The 23,924-nt window shown below is 70.4% G+C and carries 21 protein-coding genes and 1 tRNA gene; 13 read left to right on the forward strand and 9 right to left on the reverse strand.

Annotated elements, in window-relative coordinates; genetic code table 11:
- Positions 1-49: 49 nt before the first annotated feature.
- The 5 genes from VN779_RS09400 to VN779_RS09420 form a co-directional block, all read right to left on the reverse strand.
- Positions 50-664, reverse strand: coding sequence for a response regulator transcription factor (locus VN779_RS09400; RefSeq protein WP_325722067.1), 615 nt, complete (start codon positions 662-664; stop codon positions 50-52).
- Positions 665-792: 128 nt separating this feature from the next.
- Entirely contained in the window at positions 793-2,199 is a 1,407-nt protein-coding gene (locus tag VN779_RS09405; RefSeq protein WP_325722068.1) for a sensor histidine kinase, read from the reverse strand.
- A 161-nt stretch (positions 2,200-2,360) separates the two neighbouring features.
- A complete protein-coding gene (locus VN779_RS09410) occupies positions 2,361-3,926 on the reverse strand; it encodes a SagB family peptide dehydrogenase (protein WP_325722069.1) in 1,566 nt (521 codons plus the stop codon).
- A gap of 59 nt (positions 3,927-3,985) precedes the next feature.
- Positions 3,986-6,277, reverse strand: coding sequence for a TOMM precursor leader peptide-binding protein (locus tag VN779_RS09415; protein WP_325722070.1), 2,292 nt, complete (start codon positions 6,275-6,277; stop codon positions 3,986-3,988).
- On the reverse strand, positions 6,274-6,597 hold the full coding sequence (locus VN779_RS09420; protein ID WP_325722071.1) for a hypothetical protein: 324 nt from the start codon (positions 6,595-6,597) through the stop codon (positions 6,274-6,276). Before VN779_RS09420 ends, VN779_RS09415 begins: the two co-directional genes overlap by 4 nt.
- Positions 6,598-6,828: 231 nt before the next feature.
- On the opposite strand from VN779_RS09420, the gene VN779_RS09425 reads away from it, so the two are divergent.
- From VN779_RS09425 to VN779_RS09455, 7 genes are all read left to right on the forward strand, one after another.
- Positions 6,829-7,644 carry an AfsR/SARP family transcriptional regulator gene (locus VN779_RS09425; RefSeq protein ID WP_325722072.1) on the forward strand — a complete coding sequence of 272 codons (816 nt, stop codon included), beginning with the start codon at positions 6,829-6,831 and terminating at the stop codon, positions 7,642-7,644.
- A gap of 216 nt (positions 7,645-7,860) precedes the next feature.
- Positions 7,861-9,501, forward strand: coding sequence for an acyl-CoA carboxylase subunit beta (locus tag VN779_RS09430; protein WP_325722073.1), 1,641 nt, complete (start codon positions 7,861-7,863; stop codon positions 9,499-9,501).
- 9 nt (positions 9,502-9,510) lie between these two features.
- A complete protein-coding gene (locus tag VN779_RS09435) occupies positions 9,511-9,753 on the forward strand; it encodes an acyl-CoA carboxylase epsilon subunit (protein WP_325722074.1) in 243 nt (80 codons plus the stop codon).
- Between the two features lie 101 nt (positions 9,754-9,854).
- Complete coding sequence (locus tag VN779_RS09440) at positions 9,855-10,862, forward strand: alpha/beta hydrolase (RefSeq protein ID WP_349260721.1); 1,008 nt, start codon at positions 9,855-9,857, stop codon at positions 10,860-10,862.
- 321 nt (positions 10,863-11,183) lie between these two features.
- A complete protein-coding gene (locus VN779_RS09445) occupies positions 11,184-12,452 on the forward strand; it encodes a beta-ketoacyl-[acyl-carrier-protein] synthase family protein (RefSeq protein ID WP_325722076.1) in 1,269 nt (422 codons plus the stop codon).
- Positions 12,449-13,687 carry a ketosynthase chain-length factor gene (locus VN779_RS09450; RefSeq protein WP_325722077.1) on the forward strand — a complete coding sequence of 413 codons (1,239 nt, stop codon included), beginning with the start codon at positions 12,449-12,451 and terminating at the stop codon, positions 13,685-13,687. Before VN779_RS09445 ends, VN779_RS09450 begins: the two co-directional genes overlap by 4 nt.
- Positions 13,688-13,735: 48 nt before the next feature.
- Positions 13,736-13,999 carry an acyl carrier protein gene (locus tag VN779_RS09455; RefSeq protein ID WP_325722078.1) on the forward strand — a complete coding sequence of 88 codons (264 nt, stop codon included), beginning with the start codon at positions 13,736-13,738 and terminating at the stop codon, positions 13,997-13,999.
- Positions 14,000-14,085: 86 nt separating this feature from the next.
- Here the strand turns inward: VN779_RS09455 and VN779_RS09460 are convergent, their stop codons facing one another.
- On the reverse strand, positions 14,086-14,532 hold the full coding sequence (locus tag VN779_RS09460) for a nuclear transport factor 2 family protein (RefSeq protein ID WP_325722079.1): 447 nt from the start codon (positions 14,530-14,532) through the stop codon (positions 14,086-14,088).
- Between the two features lie 256 nt (positions 14,533-14,788).
- On the opposite strand from VN779_RS09460, the gene VN779_RS09465 reads away from it, so the two are divergent.
- The 4 genes from VN779_RS09465 to VN779_RS09480 all read left to right on the forward strand — a co-directional run bounded on the left by VN779_RS09465 (position 14,789) and on the right by VN779_RS09480 (position 18,491).
- Positions 14,789-15,574, forward strand: coding sequence for a cyclase family protein (locus VN779_RS09465; RefSeq protein WP_325722080.1), 786 nt, complete (start codon positions 14,789-14,791; stop codon positions 15,572-15,574).
- Positions 15,571-16,665: an acyltransferase domain-containing protein gene (locus VN779_RS09470; RefSeq protein ID WP_325722081.1), complete on the forward strand. Its 1,095-nt coding sequence runs from the start codon at positions 15,571-15,573 to the stop codon at positions 16,663-16,665. The genes VN779_RS09465 and VN779_RS09470 overlap by 4 nt, the downstream gene beginning before the upstream one ends.
- 25 nt (positions 16,666-16,690) lie before the next feature.
- Positions 16,691-17,482, forward strand: a complete 792-nt coding sequence (locus tag VN779_RS09475) for an SDR family NAD(P)-dependent oxidoreductase (RefSeq protein WP_325722082.1) — start codon at positions 16,691-16,693, stop codon at positions 17,480-17,482.
- Between the two features lie 61 nt (positions 17,483-17,543).
- Complete coding sequence (locus VN779_RS09480; RefSeq protein ID WP_325722083.1) at positions 17,544-18,491, forward strand: aromatase/cyclase; 948 nt, start codon at positions 17,544-17,546, stop codon at positions 18,489-18,491.
- 129 nt (positions 18,492-18,620) lie between these two features.
- Here VN779_RS09480 and VN779_RS09485 read toward each other — a convergent pair whose 3' ends face one another.
- Positions 18,621-19,235, reverse strand: coding sequence for a malonic semialdehyde reductase (locus tag VN779_RS09485; RefSeq protein WP_325722084.1), 615 nt, complete (start codon positions 19,233-19,235; stop codon positions 18,621-18,623).
- 235 nt (positions 19,236-19,470) lie between these two features.
- Between VN779_RS09485 and VN779_RS09490 the strand changes: the two genes are divergently transcribed.
- Positions 19,471-21,252 (forward strand): acyl-CoA dehydrogenase, encoded by a 1,782-nt coding sequence (locus VN779_RS09490; protein ID WP_325722085.1) that lies wholly within the window; start codon positions 19,471-19,473, stop codon positions 21,250-21,252.
- Between the two features lie 13 nt (positions 21,253-21,265).
- Here VN779_RS09490 and VN779_RS09495 read toward each other — a convergent pair whose 3' ends face one another.
- Complete coding sequence (locus tag VN779_RS09495; protein ID WP_349260722.1) at positions 21,266-23,056, reverse strand: aminotransferase class V-fold PLP-dependent enzyme; 1,791 nt, start codon at positions 23,054-23,056, stop codon at positions 21,266-21,268.
- A 268-nt stretch (positions 23,057-23,324) separates the two neighbouring features.
- On the opposite strand from VN779_RS09495, the gene VN779_RS09500 reads away from it, so the two are divergent.
- Positions 23,325-23,398, forward strand: a tRNA-Pro gene (locus tag VN779_RS09500).
- Between the two features lie 142 nt (positions 23,399-23,540).
- On the opposite strand, the gene VN779_RS09505 is transcribed toward VN779_RS09500, so the two are convergent.
- A partial coding sequence (locus VN779_RS09505; RefSeq protein WP_325722087.1) for a hypothetical protein occupies positions 23,541-23,924 on the reverse strand: 384 nt, incomplete at its 5' end.

The raw sequence follows: 23,924 nt of genomic DNA on the forward strand, positions 1-23,924 counted from the left end.
CGCGCTATCGCCCGATCCGGCCGTCACGTGATCCCGCGACGGCGGCCGGTCACGGGATCCAGCCGGCGTTCTCGGCGATCCTGATCGCGTCCACCCGGTTGCGGGCGCTCAGCTTCGTGACGATCGTCGTCAGGTAATTGCGCACCGTGCCGGGGGAGAGGTAGAGCCGCGCGGCGATCTCGACGGCGTCGGCGCCGCGCGCCGCCAGCCGAAGCACCTCCAACTCGCGCTGGGAGAGCGGGTTGTCCCGGCAGTCCCACGCGGCGACCGCCAGCTGGGGATCGATCACGCGCAAACCGGCCGCCACGTTTCGCACCGCGTCCGCGAGCTTGGCCGGGGGAGCATCCTTGAGCAGGAACCCGGACACGTGCGCGGTCAGCGCGCGGCGTAGCGTGCCCGGGCGGCCGAGGCTGGTGAGAATCAAGGTCCGGCACGAGGGCAGCCGCTCATGCAGCTGGGCCGCGGCGGTGAGCCCGTCGATACCCGGAAGGTCGATGTCGATGACGGCCACGTCCGGCCGGTGCTCAAGCGCCCTGGGCAGTATGTCGTCGCCGTTGTCGACGTCGGCGACCACGGTCAGGTCCGGCTCCAGGTTCAGCAGCGCCACCAGGGCGCCGCGCACCATGTTGACATCCTCCGCGAGCAAAATGGTCAGTTGCTTCATCGCATGATCCGGCTCCCCCATGCTCGCCGAGGTCAGCTCCGCCTGTGGCTGCGCGCGTGCCCGTTCCGGACTCGGCCCGACGGTCGCGGGTGGCTCCTTTATGGCTCCCGTTCGTCTCAGGTTACCCATCAAGACTGCTCATCGTCTGCCTCATCGGCAGACCCGCGCCCGGGATCGGCCAGGGATGCCGACATCCCGACCGGCGCGGCCTGCTGTGATCCTTCGCGCTGTGATCCCGCGCGCTCTGATCCGACGCGCGCTGATCCGACGCGCGCTGATCCGACGCGCTCTGATCCGACGCGCTCCGATCTGACTCGGCCCCGGCGCAGCGGCGCCTGGGCTACCACGCGGAAGGTGCCGTCCGCCCCGGGGCCAGCGGTCAGCCCGCCGCCGATCGCGGCCAGCCGTTGCGCGAGGCTGCCGAGCCCGCTGCTGCCCGCCGGGTCCGGCGCCTCCTCGTCCTGCGCGCCGACGCCGTCGTTCACCAGTTCCAGGCGCACCGCTCCGTCGGCGGCGCGCCCGGTGATGCAGCAGTGCTCTACCTTGCTGTGTCTCAGCATGTTGGTGACGCCCTCGCGCAGCACCGTCGCGAACACGGTGTCCACGGCCGGCGGCAGTTCCGGCATGGCGACCTCCACCGACACGTCCACGCCGGTGGCCAGCAGCATCGACTCGACGCTGGAGACCTCCTCGGTGAAGCACAGGTCGCGATAGCTGCTGGCCACTGTGCGCAGGTCGCAGAGGGCTTGCCGGGAGATCTCCAGGATCGACTCGAGTTCCTGGCGCGCCCGCTCCGTCTGGCCTTCCACCAGCCGGTAGGCCAGCTCGCTCTTGAGCGTGATCGAGGAAAGGCTGTACCCGAGCAGGTCGTGCAGGTCGCGCGAGAAGCGCTGCCGTTCCCTGGCGACCGCCATCCGGGCCAGTTCGGCGCGGGCCGCGTGCAGCTTGGTCACCAGATCGGTCAGCTTGGTCAGCCCGAAGACCACCAGGCCGGTGTTCGCGGTGGCGACCGCGAAGTAGGCGATCCACGGCCCGGTCTCGTGCGTCGCGGCGGCGACCCACATCATGCTCAGCGGGCACAGCGTGAACAGGGTCCAAGCCACCGGACCGCGCAGCAGGATGATGATGGACCCGGCGAGGAACCCGGTCATCCCGCCCCACAGCTCGTGGAAGACGGTGAACGGAAGATAAGTGGCCACCGCCTGGGCGCTGAGGCTCAGGGCCCGCACCCACAGCGGCCAGCGGGGCGCCCAGGACGAGGAATGCGCGACCTGCAGGACGAACACGATGCCCATGCATATATACGAACCGGTGTTCGCGGGGTTGTCGCCCGGATCGTCAAGGGGAACCGTAAGGGCTCCGATGAATGCATACGTACACAGCAGGAATAACAGGATATTGCGAGCGATCCGTGGAGCGGGCGCGCCCTGACCCGCATCGATCGCTCGCGCCAACCCGTCCAGCGGGTCGGTGTCCGCCCGCCGGAACGACCTGGGTGTGACGCGTCTGTGCGGCATTGTGCGGTCGGTGGCCATGCCACTCCTCGCGAGTGTCGACGTAGACCTTGAATATATGGCGGGATCCGTACTTAAGGGAGGCTGTGCGAGCATATCGGCACAGGTGTGCCCGCGGGCCCAAATGATCAGTAGTCTGATCGTTCGGTTCCGCGCCTGCCCCCGGGGCCGTGGCGGGCCAGTCACCGGCCGCAGGACAGGCGGGCGCGGCATAGTTCGGCCCAGTCGGCGTCGTTGACCGGGTGCCGCGCCCGTGAGTCCGCCGCCGCGCGCGGTGCGGCGTGGCCGACCGTGAAGGCGCCCACGCAGGACTCGGCCAGCCAGTCCAGCCCGAGGATCCGTGCCGATTCCTCGATCTCCCAGGTGCCGATCGCGCAGGCAGCCAGGCCCATGGCCGTGGCCACCAGGTAAAGGGTCTGCTGGACGACGCCGACGTGTTTGAGCGCCAGGGCGTAGCCCAGGCCCGCGTACTTCCAGAACAGCCGCTCGAACCGCGCGGTGATCATGATCAGCACTGGCGGCGGGCCGGCCATGTTCGCGGCGGTGCGCGCGTGCGCCAGCAGCAGGTCCGCGTCCGCGTCCCCGGCGCCGACCGGCGTCAGCGCGTGCTCGACGGCGTCGTAGGCGTAGATACCGCGGGCCAGGTCTTCGCAGCGGTCGACGACGATGAAGAACCCGAGCTCGTGGATCGCGCCGCCGGCCGGGTACGGCCGGTCCACCGTCGTCGCCTGATCGGGACCGGTATCGCGCGGCCCGATCAGGGACCTGATACGAAGGCTGCGGTAGAGCAGGTCGCCGAGTTCCCGCGCGGTCGGCGCCGTGTCGTCGAACTCGCGGACCGAACGGCGGCCCTCCAGCACCGCGGTGAATGGCGGATCGCCGTCCAGCAGCTCGGAAAGCCGCGGCCGGCTCAGCGCGATCTTCGGTCCGTGCTGCGAGAGCTCGGGAAGCAGCGTCAGGCGTGCTTCCCCGCCGAGCGGGTAGGTCGCGCCGAAGTCGTGGTCGTGCCGGCCGAGCGTGCTCGAGACGTGGAAGGCCAGGTCGGTCCTGGCCCAGCCGCGCAGCGACGGATCGCTGTCCTCGGCGAACCGCGCGACGTCGGGCGGGCTGCCCGGTTCGCTTTGCACCACCATGCCCGCGGCGACCAGGTAGGCCAGCGTGTTGAGGACCAGTTCGCGCGGCAGTGTCAGCAGCGACGCGGCCTCGTCCGGGGTGCGCGGCCGCGACAGCGTCGTCGCCAGCCATGCGGCCTGCGGACTGTGCAGCACCACGTGGTGCAGCGAGAGCGGGGATTCGAGGCTGAGCACGGCGCCGTCCGAGCCGAGGGTCGCGAAGACGGACAGGCGCATGGGCAGGTCGGGTTCGAGCGGTTTGACCTGGAAGGTGGCACGCGGGGACATGGGAATCACCGACACCAGCGGCTGCTCTCCGTGCCCGGCGCTGAGCGAGCGCACGATCAGGTGCCGCAGCCGGTCGAGCGTGACGAAGAGCATCGCACGCTCCGCGGTGCTCAGGGGATCCGGGCCGGCCGAGTCGCCGAGCACGTTGCTGAGCGAGACCGGCCCGAGTTGCATCCGGTGCAGGAACTTGCCGACCGCGTCGGGGACGTGCGAGAGAACCACGTCCCCCCAGCGGCCGTACAGCGTGACGGATCCGTCCGGCGCGGTGGGCTCGACGAAAACGTCTTCGCGCAGCGACCAGAGTTCCTTCGATCCCTCGCCGGGATCGCCCAGGTGAAGCGTGTACATGGCGATCGGTCTCCTGCGCCCGGGGCCGGGTGGTGCTCGGTGGAGTTGCTTGAGGGTGCTCAGACGAACAGCGGAACCGGGTTGAGCTGTTCGTACGGTGTCGGTTCAGCGAGACGGTGCAGCGCCACCGGCACGTCGTAGAGGCGCCCCGGCGCGAATCTCGCCCAGAAGTGCCGCAGTCCGGGCACGATCACCTTCACCACGGGGACACCGAGGTCCGGGCGGGTCTGGTCGAGCACGAGCAGATCGAGGCCGCGCGAGCGGGTGAGGGCGATGATCGCCTCCACGTCGTCGAGCAGGTCCGCGGTCGGCGTGTAGCCGTAATCGCCGGCCGCGATCGCCGCGGCGCCCGGATCCGGATTCAGATAATCCGGGTTCTGCTGCGCGCACCGGTTCCACCAGGCGTCCAGGTCCGGATCGACGCCGTGACCGCTCGTCTGCGTCTCGCGGCCCAGGACCGAGCCGAACAGCTGGCCCATCTCGGTGAGCGCCCGGCGCAGCGCGATACGCGGGTCGAAGTGCGCCCCGAAGCCGAAGACGATCCGGCCGCCCGGCAGGTCGCGCCGCCGGGAGAGCGCGGCGATGACCGGGATACCCAGATCCGAGGTCAGGTCCAGCGCCCACACCTCGCGGCCGAACCGCTGGTAATGCGAGCACAGGGTCCTGATCCACGGCTCGTCGAAGGAGCCGAGGTCGACCGCGCGCTGCCGGGTGCGGTTGTACCACCACAGCGCGACCGCGTCCCGCTCCACCAGTTCCAGGAAACCCTGCACGAGCGCGTCCTCCAGGCAGCTGCCGGCCGCGTTCCCGTTGGAGTCGGCGGCCACTTGCCCCGACCTGGCGTGCGCTGGTCCGAAGTACAGCAGTTCGGAGGGCAGCAGCCGCTGGGTGCCTTCGGTCAGCGACCACACCGGCGTCCACTCGCGCACCGCCTTCTCGTCGAAGGGCTCGCACACCTGCTGGAAGGCGGAGTGCGTGGCGTTCCAGCGCCGCCGGTCGCGCACCTGGCGCTCGTGGAAGAGTTGGCAGCGATCCGGGTGGACCGCCTGCTCGCCCAAGGAACGGTAGCTGGCTTTGACGGTCAGTTCGTCGCCCTGGCGCACGGCGCTGTAACGCTCCGCGGCCTCGCAGAGCGCACCGATCTGCGCCTCCAGCGCAGTGAGTCCCTTGCCGCTGCTCTGGGCGCGAATGCCTGCTCGCAACCCGGTGAGCGTTTGCGCGCGCACGGCCAGGTTCGGACCTGAGACGTAGCAGTGCAGGAAGTCCGGCGTCCCCTCGGCGGGCTCGACCGCCTTGGTGATCCCGGTGACCGGGCTGATCAGGTGCCCGTATCGAGCCAGCATCGCCTCCGCGGACAGGGTTCGATGACCGCCGCCGGTGTCCGCGGCCTTCAGTCGCGGGCGCGGGGTGATCGGCCTGCGCGCGAGATCCGCCATCATGGCCGGATCGCCGCAGTTCGGGCACTGCGGCCGGCGCGTGACGGCGTGCCGGGTGCCGCGCAGCGTCATCGTGTCGAGCGTGTAGATCGTGTTCTGTTCTGCCTGGCGCACTCCGGCCAGCCACTTGGCGCTCTCCAGCACCGCGAACTGGATGGCTACGGACCTGGCGGCGGCGATCGACGCCTCCGGGTACCGCACCCGCGCTCCAGCCGCCTCCGCACGGCTGAGCGACAGTTCGCAACGGCGGTGGTCTCCAAGCCGCTTGGCGAGGCAGTACCAGCACGGACCCGAACCCGGCTGGAACAGCGGCCCGATCCACGGCTGCGGACCGCACGGCTTGGCCAGCAGCCAGGGCTGGCCGGCCTCGCGCTGGGCGGCGTCGACCGCGGCCAATTCCGGCGCCAGGTAGTCGTCGCAGAACACGAGTGTGAACGCGCCGGCCTGGCAGGGCCGGTCCTCGATGGTGCTGAGCGCGGAAGCGCGGCACGCCTCGCGCGCCGCGGCCAGATCAACCTCGCCGATGGGCACCAGCCGCACCGGCGTCCTGGCCAGCGCCTGCGCCGCCAGCGGGCCGTCGAGCCCGGCCATGTCCCAGTAGGCCTCGGCCGCGATGTCGTGCCCCTGACCCGGGTGCGCGCTATCGCGGAAAGCCAGGAGATCGGCCTCGAAGAGCTGGCCGATCAGACGGCCGACTTGGGCGGCGGTCATCTCGGGGGTGGCGTCGCGCACGACGTCGGCCAGGGTGCGGCTGCCGTCGAGCAGCGGAGCGAGTACCTCGATGCAATCCCCCTGAAGCGCCTTCACCCCGAGCGGAGACAGCAGATATGCCGCTTCGCCCGGGATGACGGTGCTGCGCAGATGCCGCTTGAAACCCACCAGCCGGCCCGTGTCCGGACCGCCTGCGGTGATCACGCCGAGGGCTCCCGCACCGGAATCGGATCGCGCTGCGGCTCCGGTTGGTCGTCCTGCGGCTCGCCGCCGCAGAACAGGATGGTCCCGGTGAGCCGATGGCCGCGGGCGTGCTCCAGGTCCTCGATGATCAGGTCCGGACCGCAGTACGGCTCCAGGGCCGGCGCGTCCTCGCGGCAGGCGACTTCGAGCCCGAACTCGGCCAGCACACCGCAGGGATCCGCGGCGTACCGCACCACCAGTTCCGGCTCCATCCAGCTGCGGGCGACGAGTTCGGCGAAGCGCCAGTCGTGCTCGACCGGCGTGTTGCTGACGTTCGACATGACGGATCTCCCCTCCCGGATCTTCGTCAGCCGTTCGTGCTGACATCACCGATAGTGCGCGCTGATGTTCGGCATCGAACAGTGCCGGGCTCACCCACGGGGTGTGATTTCTTCACGTCCGCTCTCATGAGCCGGTCACTGGCTGCTGGACCTGCCGTGGTGCGATTCTCGACGGGCGGTCGTCATCGCGGTCTTTGACCGTTGGACGCCACCTCGAAGGGAGACCGTGATATGGATGTCAAAGTTCTCGGTCCGGTGTGCATCGACCAACAAGGCACCTCGATCGTCCCGAGCGCGAGCAAGCCGCGCCAGGTCCTGGCCCTTCTCGCCCTGCGCGCTGACCGGGTGGTCACCGTGCCGACGCTGGTGGAGGAGCTGTGGGGTGCGGAGGCCCCGCGAAGCGCCGCCACCACGCTGCAGACGTATGTGCTCCAGCTGCGCCGGCTGATCGGCGCCGCGCTGGCCGACGATCCGAGCAGGCAGGCCAAGGACGTGCTGGTCACCCGGCACGGCGGCTACCTGCTTGAGGTGCAGCCGGGACGCATCGACGCGGAGGAATTCAACCAGCTGGCCGCGGCCGGCCGCCGGGCCTATGAGGCCGGCGATGACCACCTGGCCTCGGACACGCTCAGCCGCGCGCTGCGGCTCTGGCGCGGTCCCGCGCTCCTCGATGTGCGGGCCGGGCGGGTCCTCGAACTCGATGTGCTCGGCTTGGAAGAGACCAGGATGGGCGCCCTCGAGCGCCGGATCGAGGCCGATCTGCGGCTCGGCCGGCACGGCTCGCTGATCGGCGAGCTGCGGGTGCTGGTCGCGCGGTATCCGATGCACGAGAACCTGTGTATGCAGCTGATGCTCGCGTTCTACCGCTGCGGCAGCGCCTGGCGGGCTCTGGAGTCCTTCCATCAGCTGCGCAACACGCTCAACCGCGAGCTGGGCCTTGAGCCGTCCGGGCGGGTGCACCGGTTGCAGCAGGCGATCCTGCGCTCCGACCCGGCGCTGGATCTCGAATCTCCGCGCGACGCCTCGTTCGACAGGTTCGTGGCCTGACGCTCTAGAGCGGCAAGCACCGGACCTTGCCGCTTCGGGCCCTGACACGACGCCGGCCGCCGGATCGCGCGCACCGTCGTACCCGCGCCTGCGGTTCTCCAGCGCCCCGCGAGGCGCGCTGCCTACGGTCCCGCCAGTTCGGCAGTCCGCCGACTGCCCCGCGCGGCCGCCATTCCCCGCGCGGGGCGCGTCGTCGCTCGCAGGCAGGGAGTGTGTATGGAAACCGCGGCCCTCGATGAACTCGCCGCCGAACTGTTGGCCGAAACGATAGCCGAGGCCGAGCAGGCTGCTGGCGCCGCCGCTACACCCGATCTGCGTGCCGCCACCGCGGACTTGAACGCACTGCGCGAGCTGGTGTGCGCCGGACCGGATGAGCAGGCCACCGTGCGGCAGCACGAACGCGGAAAGCTGACCGTGCGCGAGCGGCTGGAGCTGCTGTTCGACGAGGGCACCTTCACCGAGGTGGAGACGCTGCGCAGGCATCGGGCCAACGCCTTCGGTCTCGAACGGCGCCGCCCGCACGGCGACGGCGTGGTCACCGGCTGGGGCCTGGTGCACGGCCGGACCGTGTTCGCGTTCGGACACGACTTCCGGGTGTTCGGCGGGGCGTTGGGCGAGGCGCACGCGCAGAAGATCCACAAGCTGATGGACCTGGCCGCGGCGGCCGGTGCGCCGCTGATCGGCCTGTGCGACGGCGCGGGCGCCCGGATCCAGGAGGGCGTGACCGCGCTCGCCGGCTATGGCGGCATCTTCGAGCGCAACGTGCGCATGTCCGGGGTGGTACCCCAGATCAGCGTGATCCTCGGGCCGTGCGCGGGCGGCGCGGCGTATTCGCCGGCGTTGACCGACTTCACCTTCATGGTGCGCGGCAACGCGCAGATGTTCATCACCGGCCCAGACGTGGTGCGCGCGGTGACCGGCGAGCAGGTGACGCACGAGAGCCTGGGCGGCGCGGACGTGCACGCGCGCACCTCTGGCGTATCAGCGTTCATCCACGATGACGAAGGCTCCTGCTTCGAGGATGTCAGGTATCTGCTCTCGCTGCTGCCGTCCAACAACGCCGAGTTGCCGCCGGAGGCGCAGTGCGACGATCCGGCGGACCGCCGCGCCGAGGCGCTGCTGGATCTGGTCCCCACCGGGCCGAATCAGGCTTATGACGTGCGCGCGGTGATCCGCGAGGTGGTGGACCACGAGCAGTTCCTCGAGATCCACGAGCACTGGGCGCCGAATATCGTGTGCGCGCTGGCCCGGCTCGACGGCCGGGTCGTCGGGATCGTCGGGAACCAGCCGCTGGTGCTGGCCGGCGCGCTGGACATCCACGCGAGTGAGAAGTCCGCCAGGTTCGTGCAGCTGTGCGACGCCTTCAACATCCCGCTGGTGACACTGGTGGACGTGCCCGGATTCCTGCCCGGCGCGCAACAGGAGAGCGACGGCATCATCCGGCACGGCGCGAAGCTGCTGTACGCGTACTGCAACGCCACAGTTCCGCGGGTCCAGGTCATCCTGCGTAAGGCGTATGGCGGGGCGTACATCGTGATGGACTCGCGCTCCATCGGCGCGGACCTCTCGTTCGCCTGGCCCACCAACGAGATCGCGGTCATGGGCGCGGAAGGCGCGGCGAACGTCATCTTCCGCAAGGAGATCGCGAACTCCCCGGATCCGCAGGCGGTGCGCGCCCGCAGGATCGAAGAGTATCGCAGTGAGTTGATGAACCCGTTCTACGCGGCCGAGCGCGGCCTGGTGGACGACGTCATCGACCCGGCGGATACGCGCAGAGTGCTGATCCGCTCGCTGGCGATGCTGCGCAACAAGCACGCGGACCTGCCGGAGCGCAAACACGGCAACCAACCGGTCTAGGCGGCGGCTATGACGCGGAACCAGGCGATTGCGTCTGCGGGCCCTGACGGCGCGCCCGAATTCGGCCTGCGGATCGTGCGCGGGAACCCGACCGAAGCGCAGATCGCGGCGCTCGTCGCGGTCGTGGCTGTGCTCGGCGCCGCCCGCCCGCGGATCGAAGCGGTTGGGCAGGTTCAGCTGCGGCCGCGCCGGCGCCACGGACGCCTCCGGCACCAGCAGTGCTCGGCCGGGTCCTGGCGACGGCATCAGTGAGGGAGAGCACGGTGAACACGAAGAGCGGCGCGGCGACTTACGCGACCTCTGCCCGGGATCGCAGAGCCCTGCGGGTGGTGCCCGAGTCGGTGCCGCTCCCGATGGCTCGGCTGCGATACCGGACCATCCACGGCCATAAGCATGCCTTCCGGATGGCGGGCAACGGTCCCGCCGTGCTGCTGATCCACGGAATCGGCGACTCCTCCGAGACATGGGCGCCGATCGTGCCCGGACTGGCCCGCAACCACCGGGTGATCGTGCCGGACCTGCTCGGCCACGGCGAGTCGGACAAGCCGCGCGGCGACTACTCCATCGGCGGTTATGCCAACGGCATGCGCGATCTGCTCTCGGTGCTCGGGATCGATCGCGTCACCCTCGTGGGCCACTCGCTCGGCGGCGGCGTGGCGATGCAGTTCGCCTATCAGTACCCTGAGCGTACCGAGCGGATCGTGCTGGTGGCCACCGGAGGAGTCGGCCGCCAGGTCACCCCGCTGCTGCGCGCGGCCTCGCTGCCGGGCGCGGAACTGCTGATGGCCGCGATGAAGCTGCCCACGGTGCGCTTGCAGATCACCGCCGCGGTCAAGCTGCTCCAGCTTTCCGGGCTGCCGCTGGGCCGCGACGCGCCGGAGTTGCTGCGCGTACTGGACGCACTGCCGAACGCCGACTCGCGCCTCGCGTTCGGCAGAACGCTGCGTGCCGTCCTGGACTGGCGCGGGCAATTGGGCACGCTGCTGGACCGCTGCTACCTCACCGAGGGCATGCCCACCATGCTCATGTGGGGCGCCAAGGACCCGATCCTCCCGGCGTCGCACGCCTGGCTGGCGCACGTGGCGATGCCGGGCAGCCGGCTGGAGCTTTTCACCGACACGGGGCACTTCCCGTTCCACACGCAGCCGCAACGGTTCCTGGACATCTTGCTCGATTTCATCGCGACCACCGAGGCGGCCGGCTTCTCCGCGGAGGAGTGGCGGCAGATGCTGCGCAACCGCAAGGTCAAACCGCGTCCCGCGTCCTCGCCCGCCCCCGCCCCCACAGCCGCGCAGGCGGCGCAAGCGCCGCAGGACGCCACTGCACCGCCCGCGGACGCGATCTGCGTCGCGGCGGCCTGAGCCACCGAGCCTTCCGCGACCGCTCAAGCAGGCGTCGAGCCAGGTCGCCAACCATGCGCCTACGCGGTTCCGATCTCCGCTCATCCGCGGGGAGGCGGACCGAGATCCGGCAGCCGTCCGCCACCGCGGGCGCGCCCGGTAGCTGCCGGGACCGGGCGGGACACGATTCCGCCCGTCCCGGCACCCGGCTGGAATCGGAATTGAGAAGGGACCGACCTCAGTGAGGACTATCCGCACCCCCGACCCCGGCCGGCGCCGCCCGCCCGCGAGCAGCCCGTCCGGGCTGGGTCACCGTTCGAACCACCATGAAGGAGCGGGTCGATGAGCCGCGCGGTCGCCATCACCGGCCTCGGCGTGGTCGCCCCCGGCGGCGTCGGCACCAAGGCTTACTGGGAGCTGCTGACCTCCGGCCGCACCGCCACCCGCACGATCACCCACTTCGACCCCTCGCCGTTCCGCTCCCGGGTGGGCGCCGAGGTCGACTTCGACCCGATCAAGGCCGGACTCTCGCACCAGGACGCACGCCGGATGGACCGGGCCTCGCAGTTCGCGGTGGTCTGCGCCCGCGAGGCGCTGGCCGACAGCGGCCTGGACATCGAGTCGCTGGACCCGGGCCGCGTCGGCACCACGATCGCCACCGCGGTCGGCTGCACCACGAGCCTCGAGCGCGAGTACGTCGTGGTCAGCGACACCGGCACCAAGTGGGAAGTAGACCACGAATACGTGGTGCCCGAGCTGTACCGGCACTTCGTGCCCAGCTCGGTCGCCGCCGAGGTGGCCTGGGCCGCCGGAGCGCAGGGACCGGCCTCGATCGTCTCGACCGGCTGCACCTCCGGTCTCGACGCGCTCGGCTACGCGGTCGACCTGATCCGGGAAGGCAGCGTCGACGTCGTCGTGGCCGGCGGTACCGAGGCGCCTATCGCGCCGATCACCGCCGCCTGCTTCGACGCGATCCACGCCACCACCCCGCGCAACGACGACCCCGAACACGCCTGCCGCCCCTTCGACCGCACCCGCAACGGCCTGGTACTCGGCGAGGGCGCGGCGGTGCTGATCCTGGAGGAGCTGGAGAGCGCCCAACGCCGCGGCGCGCACATCTACGCCGAGATCAGCGGATTCGCCTCGCGCTGCAACGCCTATCACATGACCGGGCTCAAGCCCGACGGCCGCGAGATGGCCGAGGCGATCCGGGTCGCGCTGGACGAGGCCAGGCTGAACCCGGACGCGATCGACTACATCAACGCGCACGGCTCCGGCACCAAGATGAACGACCGGCACGAGACCGGCGCGTTCAAGGCGGCGCTCGGCGACCACGCGTACCGCGCCCCGGTCAGCTCGATCAAGTCCATGATCGGGCACTCGCTCGGCGCGATCGGCGCGCTGGAGATCGCCGCCTGCGCGCTGGCCATCGAGGAGAACGTGGTGCCGCCCACGGCGAACCTGCACGAGCCGGACCCGGACCTCGACCTCGACTACGTCCCGAACACCGCCCGCGAGCACCGCACCGACGCGGTGCTCAGCGTCGGCAGCGGATTCGGCGGTTTCCAGAGCGCATTGGTGCTCAACCGCGTCGGCAGGAGGCAAGCATGAGCGTGTCAGCACCCGTGGTCACCGGGCTCGGCATCGCCGCGCCGACGGGACTCGGCGTCGAGCAGCACTGGCAGGCTACGCTCGCCGGACGTCCGGCGATCGGCGAACTGACCCGCTTCGACGCCAGCCGCTACCCCTCCCGTCTGGCGGGCGAGGTCACCGGATTCGACGCCGAGGCGCGCATCCCGAGCCGGCTGCTGCCGCAGACCGACCGCAGCACGCAGTTCGCGCTCGTGGCCGCCGAGGAGGCGTTGGGCGACGCGGCGGTGAACCCGGAGGAACTGCCCGAGTACGGCATGGGCGTGATCACCTCGGCCTCCGGCGGCGGCGTCGAGTTCGGCCAGCGCGAGCTCGGGCTGTTGTGGAGCAAGGGCAAGGAGTACGTCAGCGCGTACCAGTCCTTCGCCTGGTTCTACGCGGCCAACACCGGCCAGATCTCGATCCGGCACCACATGCGCGGCCCCAGCGGGGTGGTGGTCACCGACCAGGCCGGCGGCCTCGACGCCCTCGGCCACGCCCGCAGGCAGATCCGTAAGGGCACTGAGTTGGTGGTCTCGGGCGGCGTGGACGGAGCGCTGTGCCCGTGGGGCTGGATGGGTCAGCTGGCGACCGGACTGCTGAGCCGCTCAACGGATCCGGCGCAGGGCTTCCTGCCGTTCTCCGCCGACGCGAACGGATACGTGCCCGGCGAGGGCGGGGCGATCATCGTGGTCGAAGACGCCGACGCGGCCCGCGCCCGCGGGGTCGAGCGGGTGTACGGCCGGATCCTCGGCTACGCCGCGACTTTCGACCCGCGGCCCTCCTCTGAGGATGCTGAGAACGATCCGCTGGCGGGCGGCGGGGGACTGCTGCGCGCGGCCCGCCAGGCGGTCGCCGACGCGGGGCTGGCCCCGGCGGACATCGGCGTCGTGTTCGCCGACGCCGCCGCAACTGCGCGACTCGACCGGGCCGAGGCGCTGGCCATCAGCGCGCTGTTCGGCCCGAACGCGGTGCCGGTCACCGCGCCGAAGACGATGACCGGCCGGCTGATCGGCGGCGGCGCGTCGCTCGACGTGGCCACCGCGCTGCTGAGCCTGCGCGACCACGTGATCCCGCCGACGATCAACGTCGCGCAGGCCGCGCCCGGCCTGCCGATCGATCTGGTGACCGAGGCCCGCGAGACCGACGCGAGCGCCGCCCTCGTCCTGGCCAGGGGTTACAGCGGATTCAACGCGGCCCTCGTCGTCGGCGCCTAGCACCGCACGTACCGGAGAACAACGCTAACCGAGCAAGGAGTGCCGAGCATGTCCCAAACGATCGACCGCGAAGTGCTGACCAGATTGCTGCGCGAAAGCGCCGGGGTAGAGGAGGGAGTGGATCTGGACGGCGAGGAGGTCCTGGACACCCCCTTCGTCGAGATCGGCTACGACTCGCTCGCGCTGCTTCAGGTCACCGGCCGCATCCGCCGCGAGTACGGCATCGACCTGCCGGATGACGCGGTCTCAGACGCGGAGACCTTCCGCAGCCTCCTGGACATGATCCAGTCCGCCCCGATCGTCGCCTCCTGACGAACCTGGGCAACCCTCTGACACACGGCAGCCGCCGCCTCCCCGAAGGGAAGCGGCGGCTGCTTTATATTGCGTGCCACCTCGCTCTAGCGCAGATCGTCCCGGACCACCTGGCGGTCCCGGATCTTCAGCTCACCGCCGACCCGCACCAGCAGGTCCTCGCAGACCGTGCTGAACTTCAGCGAGGCCTTGCCGCCGTGCGGGATCTCGATGACCGTGGCGTAGCTGCGCACCAACAGCTCGCCGTCGCTCTGCTCGGTCACGGTGATCATGCCGAGCCAGTGCCGGTGGCGGATGTCGGCCTCGTCCAGCGCCTTGCGCGCGGCGAGCGCGCCCGCGGCGATCTTGTCACGGCCCTGCACAGGGTGCGGGTGGCCGTTCGCGTCGAAGACGCCGTCCTCGGTGAAGGTCTGCGCCCACTGCGCCGTCAGACCGTCGTCGAGCAGGCGCATCTGCCACGCGTAGAACTGCTGGACCTCCAGGTAGAGGTCAGCGGAGACCGGCTTGCCGGCCGCCTCCAACAGGGCATCCATGCGAGCACTCCTTGCGTTGTCAGGGCTCTGTGAGACAGGCGGCCCCGCGCGGCGGCCGTCTGCGTGCCCTTGAGCTTCGGGAACGCTGCTCGACACGGTGTCGAGGCCGTCTGGACCCGCCCGCCGCGGCCGCGCTGCGCGAAGCCGCCGTCCAGCGGCTTTCGAGCGCGACGGACCACGCTTGGCCCAGCCGCGCGGCCCGAGGCCGCACGGCGGCCCGCAGATCGCCTTGACCAGGCCGTGAGGAGAGCACCGGATGCAGCTGATCGATCTTTCCACGCCGGTCGACGCCCGCTTCTGGGAACCGGAGCCGGTACGGCACGAACCGATGACTCCCCGGCAGGGAGCCGAGCACATGACCGGCGCGATGCGCGAGCACTTCGGCCTGGATTTGTCAGTGGACGAACTGCCCGACGGCGAGTTCCTCAACAACGACACCTTCACGCTCACCGCGCATACCGGGACCCACGTGGACGCCCCCGCGCACTATGGCTCCAAGACCGAGTACGGCGGGGGCGTCCCGCGCACCATCGACGAGTTGCCGCTGGACTGGTTCCTGCGCCCGGCCTTCGTGCTCGACCTGACCGCCATCGGCTCGGGCGCGGCGAGCGTTGGCGACCTCGCCTCAGCCCTCGACCGCATCGACTACGAGCCGCAGCCCTATGACATCGCGCTGCTGTGGACCGGGGCCTCGGCGCGGGCGGGCACCCAGGAGTACTTCACCAAGTTCGTCGGGCTTGACGGCCCGGCCACCGATTACCTGCTGGACTTCGGCGTGCGCGTCATCGGTACCGACGCCTTCAGCCTGGACGCGCCGTTCCCGCACATCATCAGCGAGTACCAGCGCACCGGGGATCGCAGTGTCCTGTGGCCCGCTCACTTCACCGGCCGGCGCCGTGAGTTCTGCCAGATCGAGCGGCTGGCCAACCTCGAGGCGCTGCCGGTCGCGCACGGCTTCCAGGTCAGCTGCCTGCCGGTCAAGCTGGCCGGAGCGGGCGCGGGCTGGACCCGGGCCGTCGCGATGATCGGGGACCTGTCGTGATCGGCCGAGGTGTGCCGACGGGCACCTCCACGCCGCGCCCGGTCGCGCTGCTGCTGCCCGGCCAGGGCGCGCAGTACCAGGGCATGGGCGTTGGACTCTACGAGCGGGAACCCGCTTTCACCGACGCCATCGACGAATTCTTCGTGCTGCTCGGCCGCGAAGGCGCCGCGATCCGCGCCGACTGGCTCTCCGAGCATCCGAGTGTCGCCGTGGACGAGGCGATCCGCGCCCAGCCGCTGCTGTTCGGCATCGGCTACGCGGTCGGCCGGATGCTTCAGTCCTGGGGCGTGGAGCCCTCGGTGCTGCTCGGGCACAGCGCGGGGGAGTACGTCGCGGCCGCCCTCGCCGGAGTGGTCAGCCTCGAGGACGCCGCCGCGCTGCTGCTCTCCCGGGTCGAGCTGTTCCAGCGCGCCCCGGTCGGCGGCATGCTCGCCGTGGTCGCCACCGAGGATCAGGTCGCCCCCTTCCTCACCGAGGAGGTGGTGATCGGCGCCGTCAACGGGCCGGGGCAGTTGCTGGTCGCCGGACCCGAACCGCACCTGTCGCGGGTGCGCGCGGCGCTGGAGCGGGCCGAGATCACCTGCATGCCGGCGAAGGCGCTGCGCGGCTTCCACAGCCCCTCCATCCTCGAGGCCTGCGAAGCCTCGGTGCCCGACTTCGCCGCGATCCGGCTGAACGCTCCCGCCCTTGAGATCGTGTCGGCATCGCGTCCCGGATTCCTGGACCGCGCGACCGCCCGCGACCCGCGGTTCTGGGCGATGGTGCCCGGCGTGCCGGTGTGCTTCGGCCCCGCGCTCGACCTGCTGCTCTCGCGCGGCTCGTATCTGCTGGTGGAGACCGGCCCCGGCCAGGGCCTGTCCGTGCTGGCCCGCCGCCATCCGCAGGTGCTGGCCAGGCGCAGCGCGGTGGTCTCGATGCTCGGGCACCGGCCCGGACCGCCCGGGGCGGACCGGGCGGCGGTGCTGCGCGCCGTGGACCGGCTGGCCTCAGAGGGCTACCGGGTGCCGGCCGCGGCCCGCGAGTCGCTGCTCGACGATCAGCCGGCCGCGGTCATGCCCGCGGTGCTGGTGCCGACCGGGATCGGTCAGTGACCGATCGAGGAGAAAGGACGAAATCATGTCAGAAGACGCACCGGCGCCCGCCGCGGCGCTGGTCACAGGGGGTACCAGCGGTATCGGCCTGGCCACCGCCGGGGTGCTCGCCCGGCGCGGGCACCCGGTCTTCCTGTGCGCCCGGTCCCAGCAGGACGTGGACGCGGTGGTGGAGAAGCTGCGCGCGGACGGTCTGACCGCCGCGGGCGTGCGCGCCGACGTCACCGTGGCGGCGGACGTGGAAAACCTGGTCGCCGCCGCGGTCGAGCAGTTCGGACCACTCGGCGTCCTCGTGAACAACGCCGGGCGCAACGGCGGCGGTGTCACCGCCGAGATCACCGACGAGCTGTGGTACTCAGTGATCGAAACAAACCTCAACAGCGTGTTCCGGGTCACCCGGCAGGTCCTCGCCCACGGAGGCATGCGCGAGCGGGGCTGGGGCCGGATCATCAACGTCGCCTCCACCGGAGGAAAGCAGGGCGTGGTGTTCGGCGCGCCGTATTCCGCGGCCAAACACGCAGTGGTCGGCTTCACCAAGGCCCTCGGTCTTGAGCTGGCCACCAGCGGCATCACCGTCAACGCGGTGTGCCCTGGCTATGTCGAGACCCCGCTCGCCGAGCGGGTCCGCCAGGGCTACGCGGACCACTGGGGCACCACGCAGGACGAGGTGCTGGCCAAGTTCCAGGCCAAGATCCCGCTCGGCCGCTACTCCACCGCGCAGGAGGTCGCCGGCCTCGTGGGCTACCTGACGACCGACACCGCCGCCTCGATCACCGCCCAAGCACTCAACGTGTGCGGCGGCCTCGGCAACTACTGACGATCCCTGCGCCGGCGCGCAGCCCAGGCCGGCGGTCGGAGAGAACGGAAAGAGAACCACAGTGGCGACCCACTACACCAAGCACGACATCACCGTCGAGGCCGCAGCGGACACCGTCTTCGAGTTGGTCGCGGACGTCGCCGGCTGGCCACAGGTCTTCGGCCCCACCGTGCACGTCGAGTTGCTGTCCGACGACGGCACCGAGCAGCTGTTGCGCATCTGGGCGCTGGCGAACGGCGAGGTGCGCGACTGGACCTCCCGCCGCACCCTTGACCGCGCCGCCGGCGTCGTGGCCTTCCAGCAGGTGGTCTCGAGTCCGCCGGTCGCCTCGATGGGCGGCCGGTGGACTGTCGAGCCGCTCGGCCGGGAGCACCGCTCGTCGGTGACGCTCACGCACGAGTTCGAGGCGATCGCGGACGACACCGACGCCGTCGCCTTCATCCAGCAGGCGGTCGACCGCAACAGCAACGCCGAACTCGCCGCGCTCAAATCCGCGGCCGAACTGCAAGCCGGTCCGGACGAGCTGCGCTTCACGTTCAGCGACGGCCTGTCCGTGCGGGGAACGGTGTCCGACGTGTTCGAGTTCATCAACCGCGCCGACCTGTGGCCGCAGCGGCTGCCACATGTCAGTCGCCTCGATCTGGACGAGCGGGTGCCCGGGGTGCAGCGGATGGTCATGGACACCCGCAGCCCGGACGGTTCGATCCACACCACCGAGTCGGTTCGGCTTTGCTTCCCCGAACGCGGCGTTATCGTCTACAAGCAGCTGCAGGTTCCGCCGGTGATGAGCGCTCACACCGGTCGCTGGGAGCTGCGCGAGGCGCCCGACGGCCTGGTCGAGGCCAGGTCCTGGCACACCGTCGTGCTCAATCCCGCGGGCGTGCGCGAGGCCCTGGGCGCGCAGACCAGTATCGAGGAGGCCAGGCAGAAAGTGCGGCATGCGCTGGGCACGAACAGCCTGACGACGCTGCGCCACGCCAAGCAGCACGTCGAATCCCCGCTCGAGTGAGCGCAAACAACCCCGCCGAGCGGCGCTGACTCACCAGCGAAGCCCGGCGGTCTGTAGCGAGCCGACCAGCTCGCTACAGACCGCCGGGCTTCGGCCGCTTCGCCTGCCGCGGCGCGCCCACGCCCTCACTTACGCCTCGGTGAAAACCTCTTCGTACTCCAGCCTGGGCAGCCGCTGGAACCACGGTTCGTCGCCGGGCTTGCCGATGTTGACCACTGTCAGCACCCTGTGTTCCCCGTCCGGAAAGAACTCCGCGTCGACGCTGATCGGGTTGTACCCGATCATCGGCCCGGCCGCGAGCCCGGCCGCGCGCACGCCCAGGATGAAGTAGCCGACCTGGAGCTGCGCGTAGGACAGCGCGGCCTCCTCGCGGCTCGCGGGATCGCTGAAATGCACGTCTTTGGCCTGTGGGAAATGCGGGAAGACGCGCGGCAGATCCCGGTCGAAGCGCAGGTCGGCCGCCAGGATCGCGACCACGGGGGCGGAACGGGCCTTCTCGGCGTTGCTGCCGAACAGCAGCGGCAGCAGCCGGCCCTTCGCCTCCGGCGAGCGCACGAGGACCACGCGCAGCGGCTGAGCGTTAAACGCCGTCGGCGCCCATTTGATCAATTCGTAGATCGCCCGCAGCTGCTCCTCGGACACCGGTTCCGAGCTGAACGTGTTCGGCGTGCGCGCCTCGCGGAAAAGCAGATCGGCGGCGGCGTCGTCGAGGGCCAGCGGGGCGCGGACAAGGGTTTCGGGCATCGGGACCGTCCTTCCTCGGATACGCCTAACGGTCGTGCGGCCGGCTCGCCGCGCGGCCGAGGATCCCTTGAGCCGCCGGCGCCCGCGCGGCGGTACGCGTTCCGGCTCCGTCGGGGCAGTACGCGTCGTCGAGCCGCCCTCCAGCCCGAATTGGGACAGTCCGTGCGAATGTGCTCGCCGGCCGCGCGCCCGCCGCGTACGCCCACCGCACCACGGCACACACGAGGAGCCACAAGTGAATCAGGGTCCTGCCTCCACTGCCCCGGCCGCGACGCCGCCGGGGGCACACGCCCGCGCGGACGATCTGGAGCGGCGTTTCGGCCCGATGGCCGACCCGGCCAATCCGCTGGGGCTGGAGGCGGTGCTCGCCGCGGACGACCACTGGGAGGTGCTGGGGGAGGCCGAGGCGCTGCTGGACGACTTCGGCCTGGGCGCCGAGTTCGTGCCCACCCGGCTCGGCGGCAGGCTCGACCGGCTGGACACGCTCGGCAGGACCCTGCGACCGGTGTTCCGCCGCGATCCCTCGCTCGGCTTCGGCTACGGACTGGCCAGTTTCATCGCGGTCGCGCCAATCTGGTTCGCCGGCACCGAGCGGCAACAGCGCTGGGCCGCGGATCTGCTGTTGTCCGGTGGCCGGATCGCCGTGGCGCGGCGCGGTGAGCCGCACGCCAACGACTTCGTGCGCGACGAGATCGCGGCGGACCTGGTGCCCGATGGGTTCCTTCTGAACGGAACCAAGACCGTGGTGGCCAACGCCGACAGGGCCCGGGGCCTGGTCGTCTTCGCGCGCGTCGACGACCGCCCGACCGCCCGCAGCCACAGCCTGCTGCTGCTCGACCGGGAACAGCTTCCCGCCGAATGCGTCGAGGACCTGCCCCGGTACCCCACCGTCGGCATGCGCGGCTGCCACTTCGGCGGCCTGGAGATGGTCGACTGCCCGGTGCCGGCCGATCGCGTCATCGGCGAGCACTGCGGCGCCCTCGAGCTCTCCCTGCGCTCGTCGCTCGTCATCCGTGGCCTCGTCCCGGCCACCCTCATCGCTTGCGGCGACACCGCCCTTCGCACGGCCGTGCGCTACGCCTTCGACAACCAGCGCGGTGGAACACCGCTGCGCACGCCCTACACCCGCGCAGTCGTCGTTGGCGCGTTCCTCGACCTGCTGCTCAGCGACTGCGTCACCCTCGTCGCCGCCCGAGCCGCGCACCTGCTGCCCGACCGCATGTCCGCTAGCGCGGCCGCGGCGGCTTACCTCGCCCCGAAGGTGCTGACGGAAAGCTGCGACGACCTGACGGTCATACTGGGCGACGCGCAATATCACCGGTACGGCGCGTACGGCATGTTCCAGAAGCAGCTGCGAGACATCCCCGTGATGGGGCTCGGCCACGCGGGCAGCGCCGCCCGCCAGGCCACGATCATCCCGCAGCTGCCGCTGTTCGCCCGCGCCGACCCGGCGGGCGCGAAACAGCCCCCTGCGACCCTGTTCCGCGCGAGCGACCCGCTCCCGCCGCTCGAACTCGGCGAACTGGAGGTGCTCGGCGAGGCCGACCCGCTCGCCGCGTCGCTGCCAGGTGGCATCCAGGATCTGCTGGAGGACGACGCGGCCGGCGCGGACGAGACGGAGCGCGCGGCGCTGCGTGAGGTCGCGGGGCACTTCGCCAAGGAGCTGGCCGACCTGCGCAAGGCCTGCGCGGCGCTCGCGGGCCGGGGCCACGACACGCTGTCCACTCCATTCAGTTACGCGCTGGCCGATCGGTACGCCCTGCTGTGCGCTGCGGCCGCTTGTCTTGGCGTTTGGCGTGCCCAGTCGGGTGCCGGTGCCGATGACCCGTTCCTGGCCGACCCGGCGTGGTTGCTGTGCGCCCTCGCGCGGATTGGCGGTCGCCTGGGTCTGCCTGCGGCCAAGCTGCCCGCCGCCAGCTCCCAGCGGCTGCTCGAAGAGGTCTACGCGCGCTTTACCGGCGAGCGCAGCTACGACCTCTACAACAGCGCACTCGCCTCCTCCTCACGCCCTCTCTAGGCCCGCTCTGCTCTTACGCCGCATCCCCGCTCCCTCTTACACACTCATTCGGCAGTGGGAACCAGCGCAGCGCTTCAATTTGCGCTGGCAGGCCCGTGGGCCCCTGGTCCACAGTGTCCGGAAGCTCGTCGAGGATTCGCCGTGCCCGCTCCAGCTGCTGGGCAAGCACTTCCTCCCCCGCGGTCATCCGACTGCGGGGATACTCGATGCCTCCCGCGCCGTCCCCGAATCGGATATCCGTCAGCCGCAGCGGCGCCCCGCCGAGCTCTCCTCGATGCCGCCACAACCCCGTAGCCACGTCGAAGCTGTAATGAGGCAGCAACCGGTGCCCGTGTCGCGCCACCAAATCCACCGCCTCGATCATGTAGTCACGCACCGTGTCGCTGATGAAGTAATTGAAATTGACTCTCACCCAACCCGGCTTAATCCCCTCGCAGCCCAGGCCGATCTCGTGCTCGAACGCCCGCGAACGCTCGTCGTCGATGGCCAACAGCCGATGCCCGTACGGGCCCGCGCAGGAGCAACCGCCGCGGGCCTGGATGCCGAACAGGTCGCTGAGCACCGCGACCACGAAGTTGTGGTGCAGGAAAAGCCCTGGCTGCGGCGCACTGACCCGGAAGGAGACGATCGACAGGCGCCGCGCGTCCCGGTTGCCGAGGATGTCGATGGCGGGATTCGCCGACCAGCGTTCCAGCGCATGACGCCATAGCCGCTCCTCGCGCGCCTGGATCAGGTCGGTGCCCACCGCCTGCTTCAGGGCGAAGACCAGCCCGGCGCGGATCGACTCGACGATCGCCGGAGTACCGCCCTCCTCCCGCGCGATCGGGTCGTCGAGGTAGCGGTGCCCGAGCGGATCGACGAACAGAACCGTCCCGCCGCCCGGACTCGTCGGCACCTGGTTACGCACCAGCTCACGGCGCACCACGAGCACGCCTGGCGTCTGCGGACCACCAGGGAACTTGTGCGGCGAAAGGAAGATGGCGTCCTTGTGATCCCCTCGCCCGTCCGCGCTCTCCCGCATCCGGATCGGCACATAGGGCCCGGCTGCGGCGTAATCCCAGAACGACAGCGCGCCGTGCGAATGCAGCAGCGAGGCGATCGCGTCGGTGTCGGACAGCAGGCCGGTCACGTTCGACGCGGCGGAGAAGCTGCCGATCAGCAAAGGCCGATCCGCGTACTTGCGCAGCTGCGAGGCAAGGTACTGCTGGTCGATGTGCCCGTCACGGTCCTCCGGCACGACCACCACATCGGCGATCGACTCGCGCCAAGGCAGCTCGTTGGAGTGGTGCTCGAACGGCCCGACAAACACCACCGGCCGCGCGCTTTCGTCCCCGCTACTGTCCCTGCTCTCGCCTTCGCCTTCGCGACTGTTCCCGCCCTCGCGACTGCTCCCGCCCTCGCCCCAACCACTACTCCTGCCTGACCCGCCCCCACGCAGCTCAAGAATCCCCACCAGCTTGTTGATCGCCGCGGTCGCCCCGGATCCCGTGAAGATCACCAGATCGTCCTCGGTGCCGCCCACCGCCTCGCGGATGATCCGCCGGGCATCCTCCCGCAGCCGCGTCGTGGCCCGCCCGGTGCTGGAGCTCTCGGTGTGCGTATTTGCGTACCGGGGGAGCACCTGACCGCGGATGAAGTCCTCAATGAAGTCGAGCGCGCGCCCCGATGCGGTGTAATCGGCATACACCACGCGGCACGCCCCGTACGGCCCGTCGAGCACTTCATCGTCGCCGATCAACCCGCGCCGTACCCGCTCCAGCAGGGGCGAGCTGGGCAGATCCGCGGGTGCGAGCCGGGAAGGCATGGACATAGTCACGCTGCTCACGATAGGTCCTCCCGGCCCGCCGCGAGAGGCTGCGAGTTGCCAGCACCCCGCGCCGTTCCCGTACACACCGCCATCTGCCCGGCCCCTCCGCCCGCTTCCCCTCCGCCAGCGCTCACCACCTTGCCCTCCCCGCTCGCCCCTTCGCCTGTCCCCTGCTGCCCTCGACACGACACTCGCAACGCAGGTGAAACCGCCGCCCCCGATACGGTAAGGTTCTTCCTGGCTCGCCACAGAGCCACCACGTCAGCGGGCTGTAGCGCAGCTTGGTAGCGCACTTGACTGGGGGTCAAGGGGTCGCAGGTTCAAATCCTGTCAGCCCGACGCTGTAAAGCCTGGTCAGGGCCTGACTCCGAACTATCGGAGCCAGGCCCTGAATTTGTTGAGTGACTAAGCCGCCGAGGGTGACTCGGGGAAAAGCTTGTCCATCACGTGTGCGTTTGTAGGTCCGGCCTCGCGAGTCGCGTCAGCTGATCTCAAAGCGGCGTGGCGTACGCGGATGATCGCGTCCCGCTAGTTCGGCAGCTCGGGCGTGTTCTGCGGGCACCACGCCTGCACTGACCATCGGATGAACTTCAGGATGTCCGCGTTCGTCGTCATCCCGGTCCGCGGACTCCTCGTACACGACCTCCTGCGCCATCGACTGCGTCTGAAGTGCGCCGCACATGGGCGCACCGTCCGCGTCGAGAATCCACGCAGGGGTGCCCGACTCGAAGCCAGCCGCAGTCACCTCGCCCGCGAACGCCTGCTGCGCGGCTGTCAGTGCGGGTCCGGTGGAGGGCTCTGCCGTGGACGCCGCAGCGTACGAGATCTTCCCGCCGAGCACCGTACGGGCCCGCTGCACGTAGCC

Origin of the sequence: Actinocrinis sp., from assembly GCF_035605935.1 — a bacterium.
Classification (GTDB): domain Bacteria; phylum Actinomycetota; class Actinomycetes; order Streptomycetales; family Catenulisporaceae; genus Actinocrinis.

Bases quoted from the DNA above. Each gene is read 5' to 3' on its own strand.
- VN779_RS09465 (WP_325722080.1), top strand. From the start codon at position 14,789: ATGCAGCTGATCGATCTTTCCACGCCGGTCGACGCCCGCTTCTGGGAA.
- VN779_RS09455 (WP_325722078.1), top strand. From the start codon at position 13,736: ATGTCCCAAACGATCGACCGCGAAGTGCTGACCAGATTGCTGCGCGAA.
- VN779_RS09425 (WP_325722072.1), top strand. From the start codon at position 6,829: ATGGATGTCAAAGTTCTCGGTCCGGTGTGCATCGACCAACAAGGCACC.
- VN779_RS09475 (WP_325722082.1), top strand. From the start codon at position 16,691: ATGTCAGAAGACGCACCGGCGCCCGCCGCGGCGCTGGTCACAGGGGGT.
- VN779_RS09445 (WP_325722076.1), top strand. From the start codon at position 11,184: ATGAGCCGCGCGGTCGCCATCACCGGCCTCGGCGTGGTCGCCCCCGGC.
- VN779_RS09405 (WP_325722068.1), bottom strand. From the start codon at position 2,199: ATGGCCACCGACCGCACAATGCCGCACAGACGCGTCACACCCAGGTCG.
- VN779_RS09440 (WP_349260721.1), top strand. From the start codon at position 9,855: ATGGCTCGGCTGCGATACCGGACCATCCACGGCCATAAGCATGCCTTC.
- VN779_RS09460 (WP_325722079.1), bottom strand. From the start codon at position 14,532: ATGGATGCCCTGTTGGAGGCGGCCGGCAAGCCGGTCTCCGCTGACCTC.
- VN779_RS09410 (WP_325722069.1), bottom strand. From the start codon at position 3,926: ATGTACACGCTTCACCTGGGCGATCCCGGCGAGGGATCGAAGGAACTC.
- VN779_RS09420 (WP_325722071.1), bottom strand. From the start codon at position 6,597: ATGTCGAACGTCAGCAACACGCCGGTCGAGCACGACTGGCGCTTCGCC.
- VN779_RS09435 (WP_325722074.1), top strand. From the start codon at position 9,511: ATGACGCGGAACCAGGCGATTGCGTCTGCGGGCCCTGACGGCGCGCCC.
- VN779_RS09495 (WP_349260722.1), bottom strand. From the start codon at position 23,056: ATGCCTTCCCGGCTCGCACCCGCGGATCTGCCCAGCTCGCCCCTGCTG.
- VN779_RS09485 (WP_325722084.1), bottom strand. From the start codon at position 19,235: ATGCCCGAAACCCTTGTCCGCGCCCCGCTGGCCCTCGACGACGCCGCC.
- VN779_RS09400 (WP_325722067.1), bottom strand. From the start codon at position 664: ATGAAGCAACTGACCATTTTGCTCGCGGAGGATGTCAACATGGTGCGC.
- VN779_RS09450 (WP_325722077.1), top strand. From the start codon at position 12,449: ATGAGCGTGTCAGCACCCGTGGTCACCGGGCTCGGCATCGCCGCGCCG.
- VN779_RS09430 (WP_325722073.1), top strand. From the start codon at position 7,861: ATGGAAACCGCGGCCCTCGATGAACTCGCCGCCGAACTGTTGGCCGAA.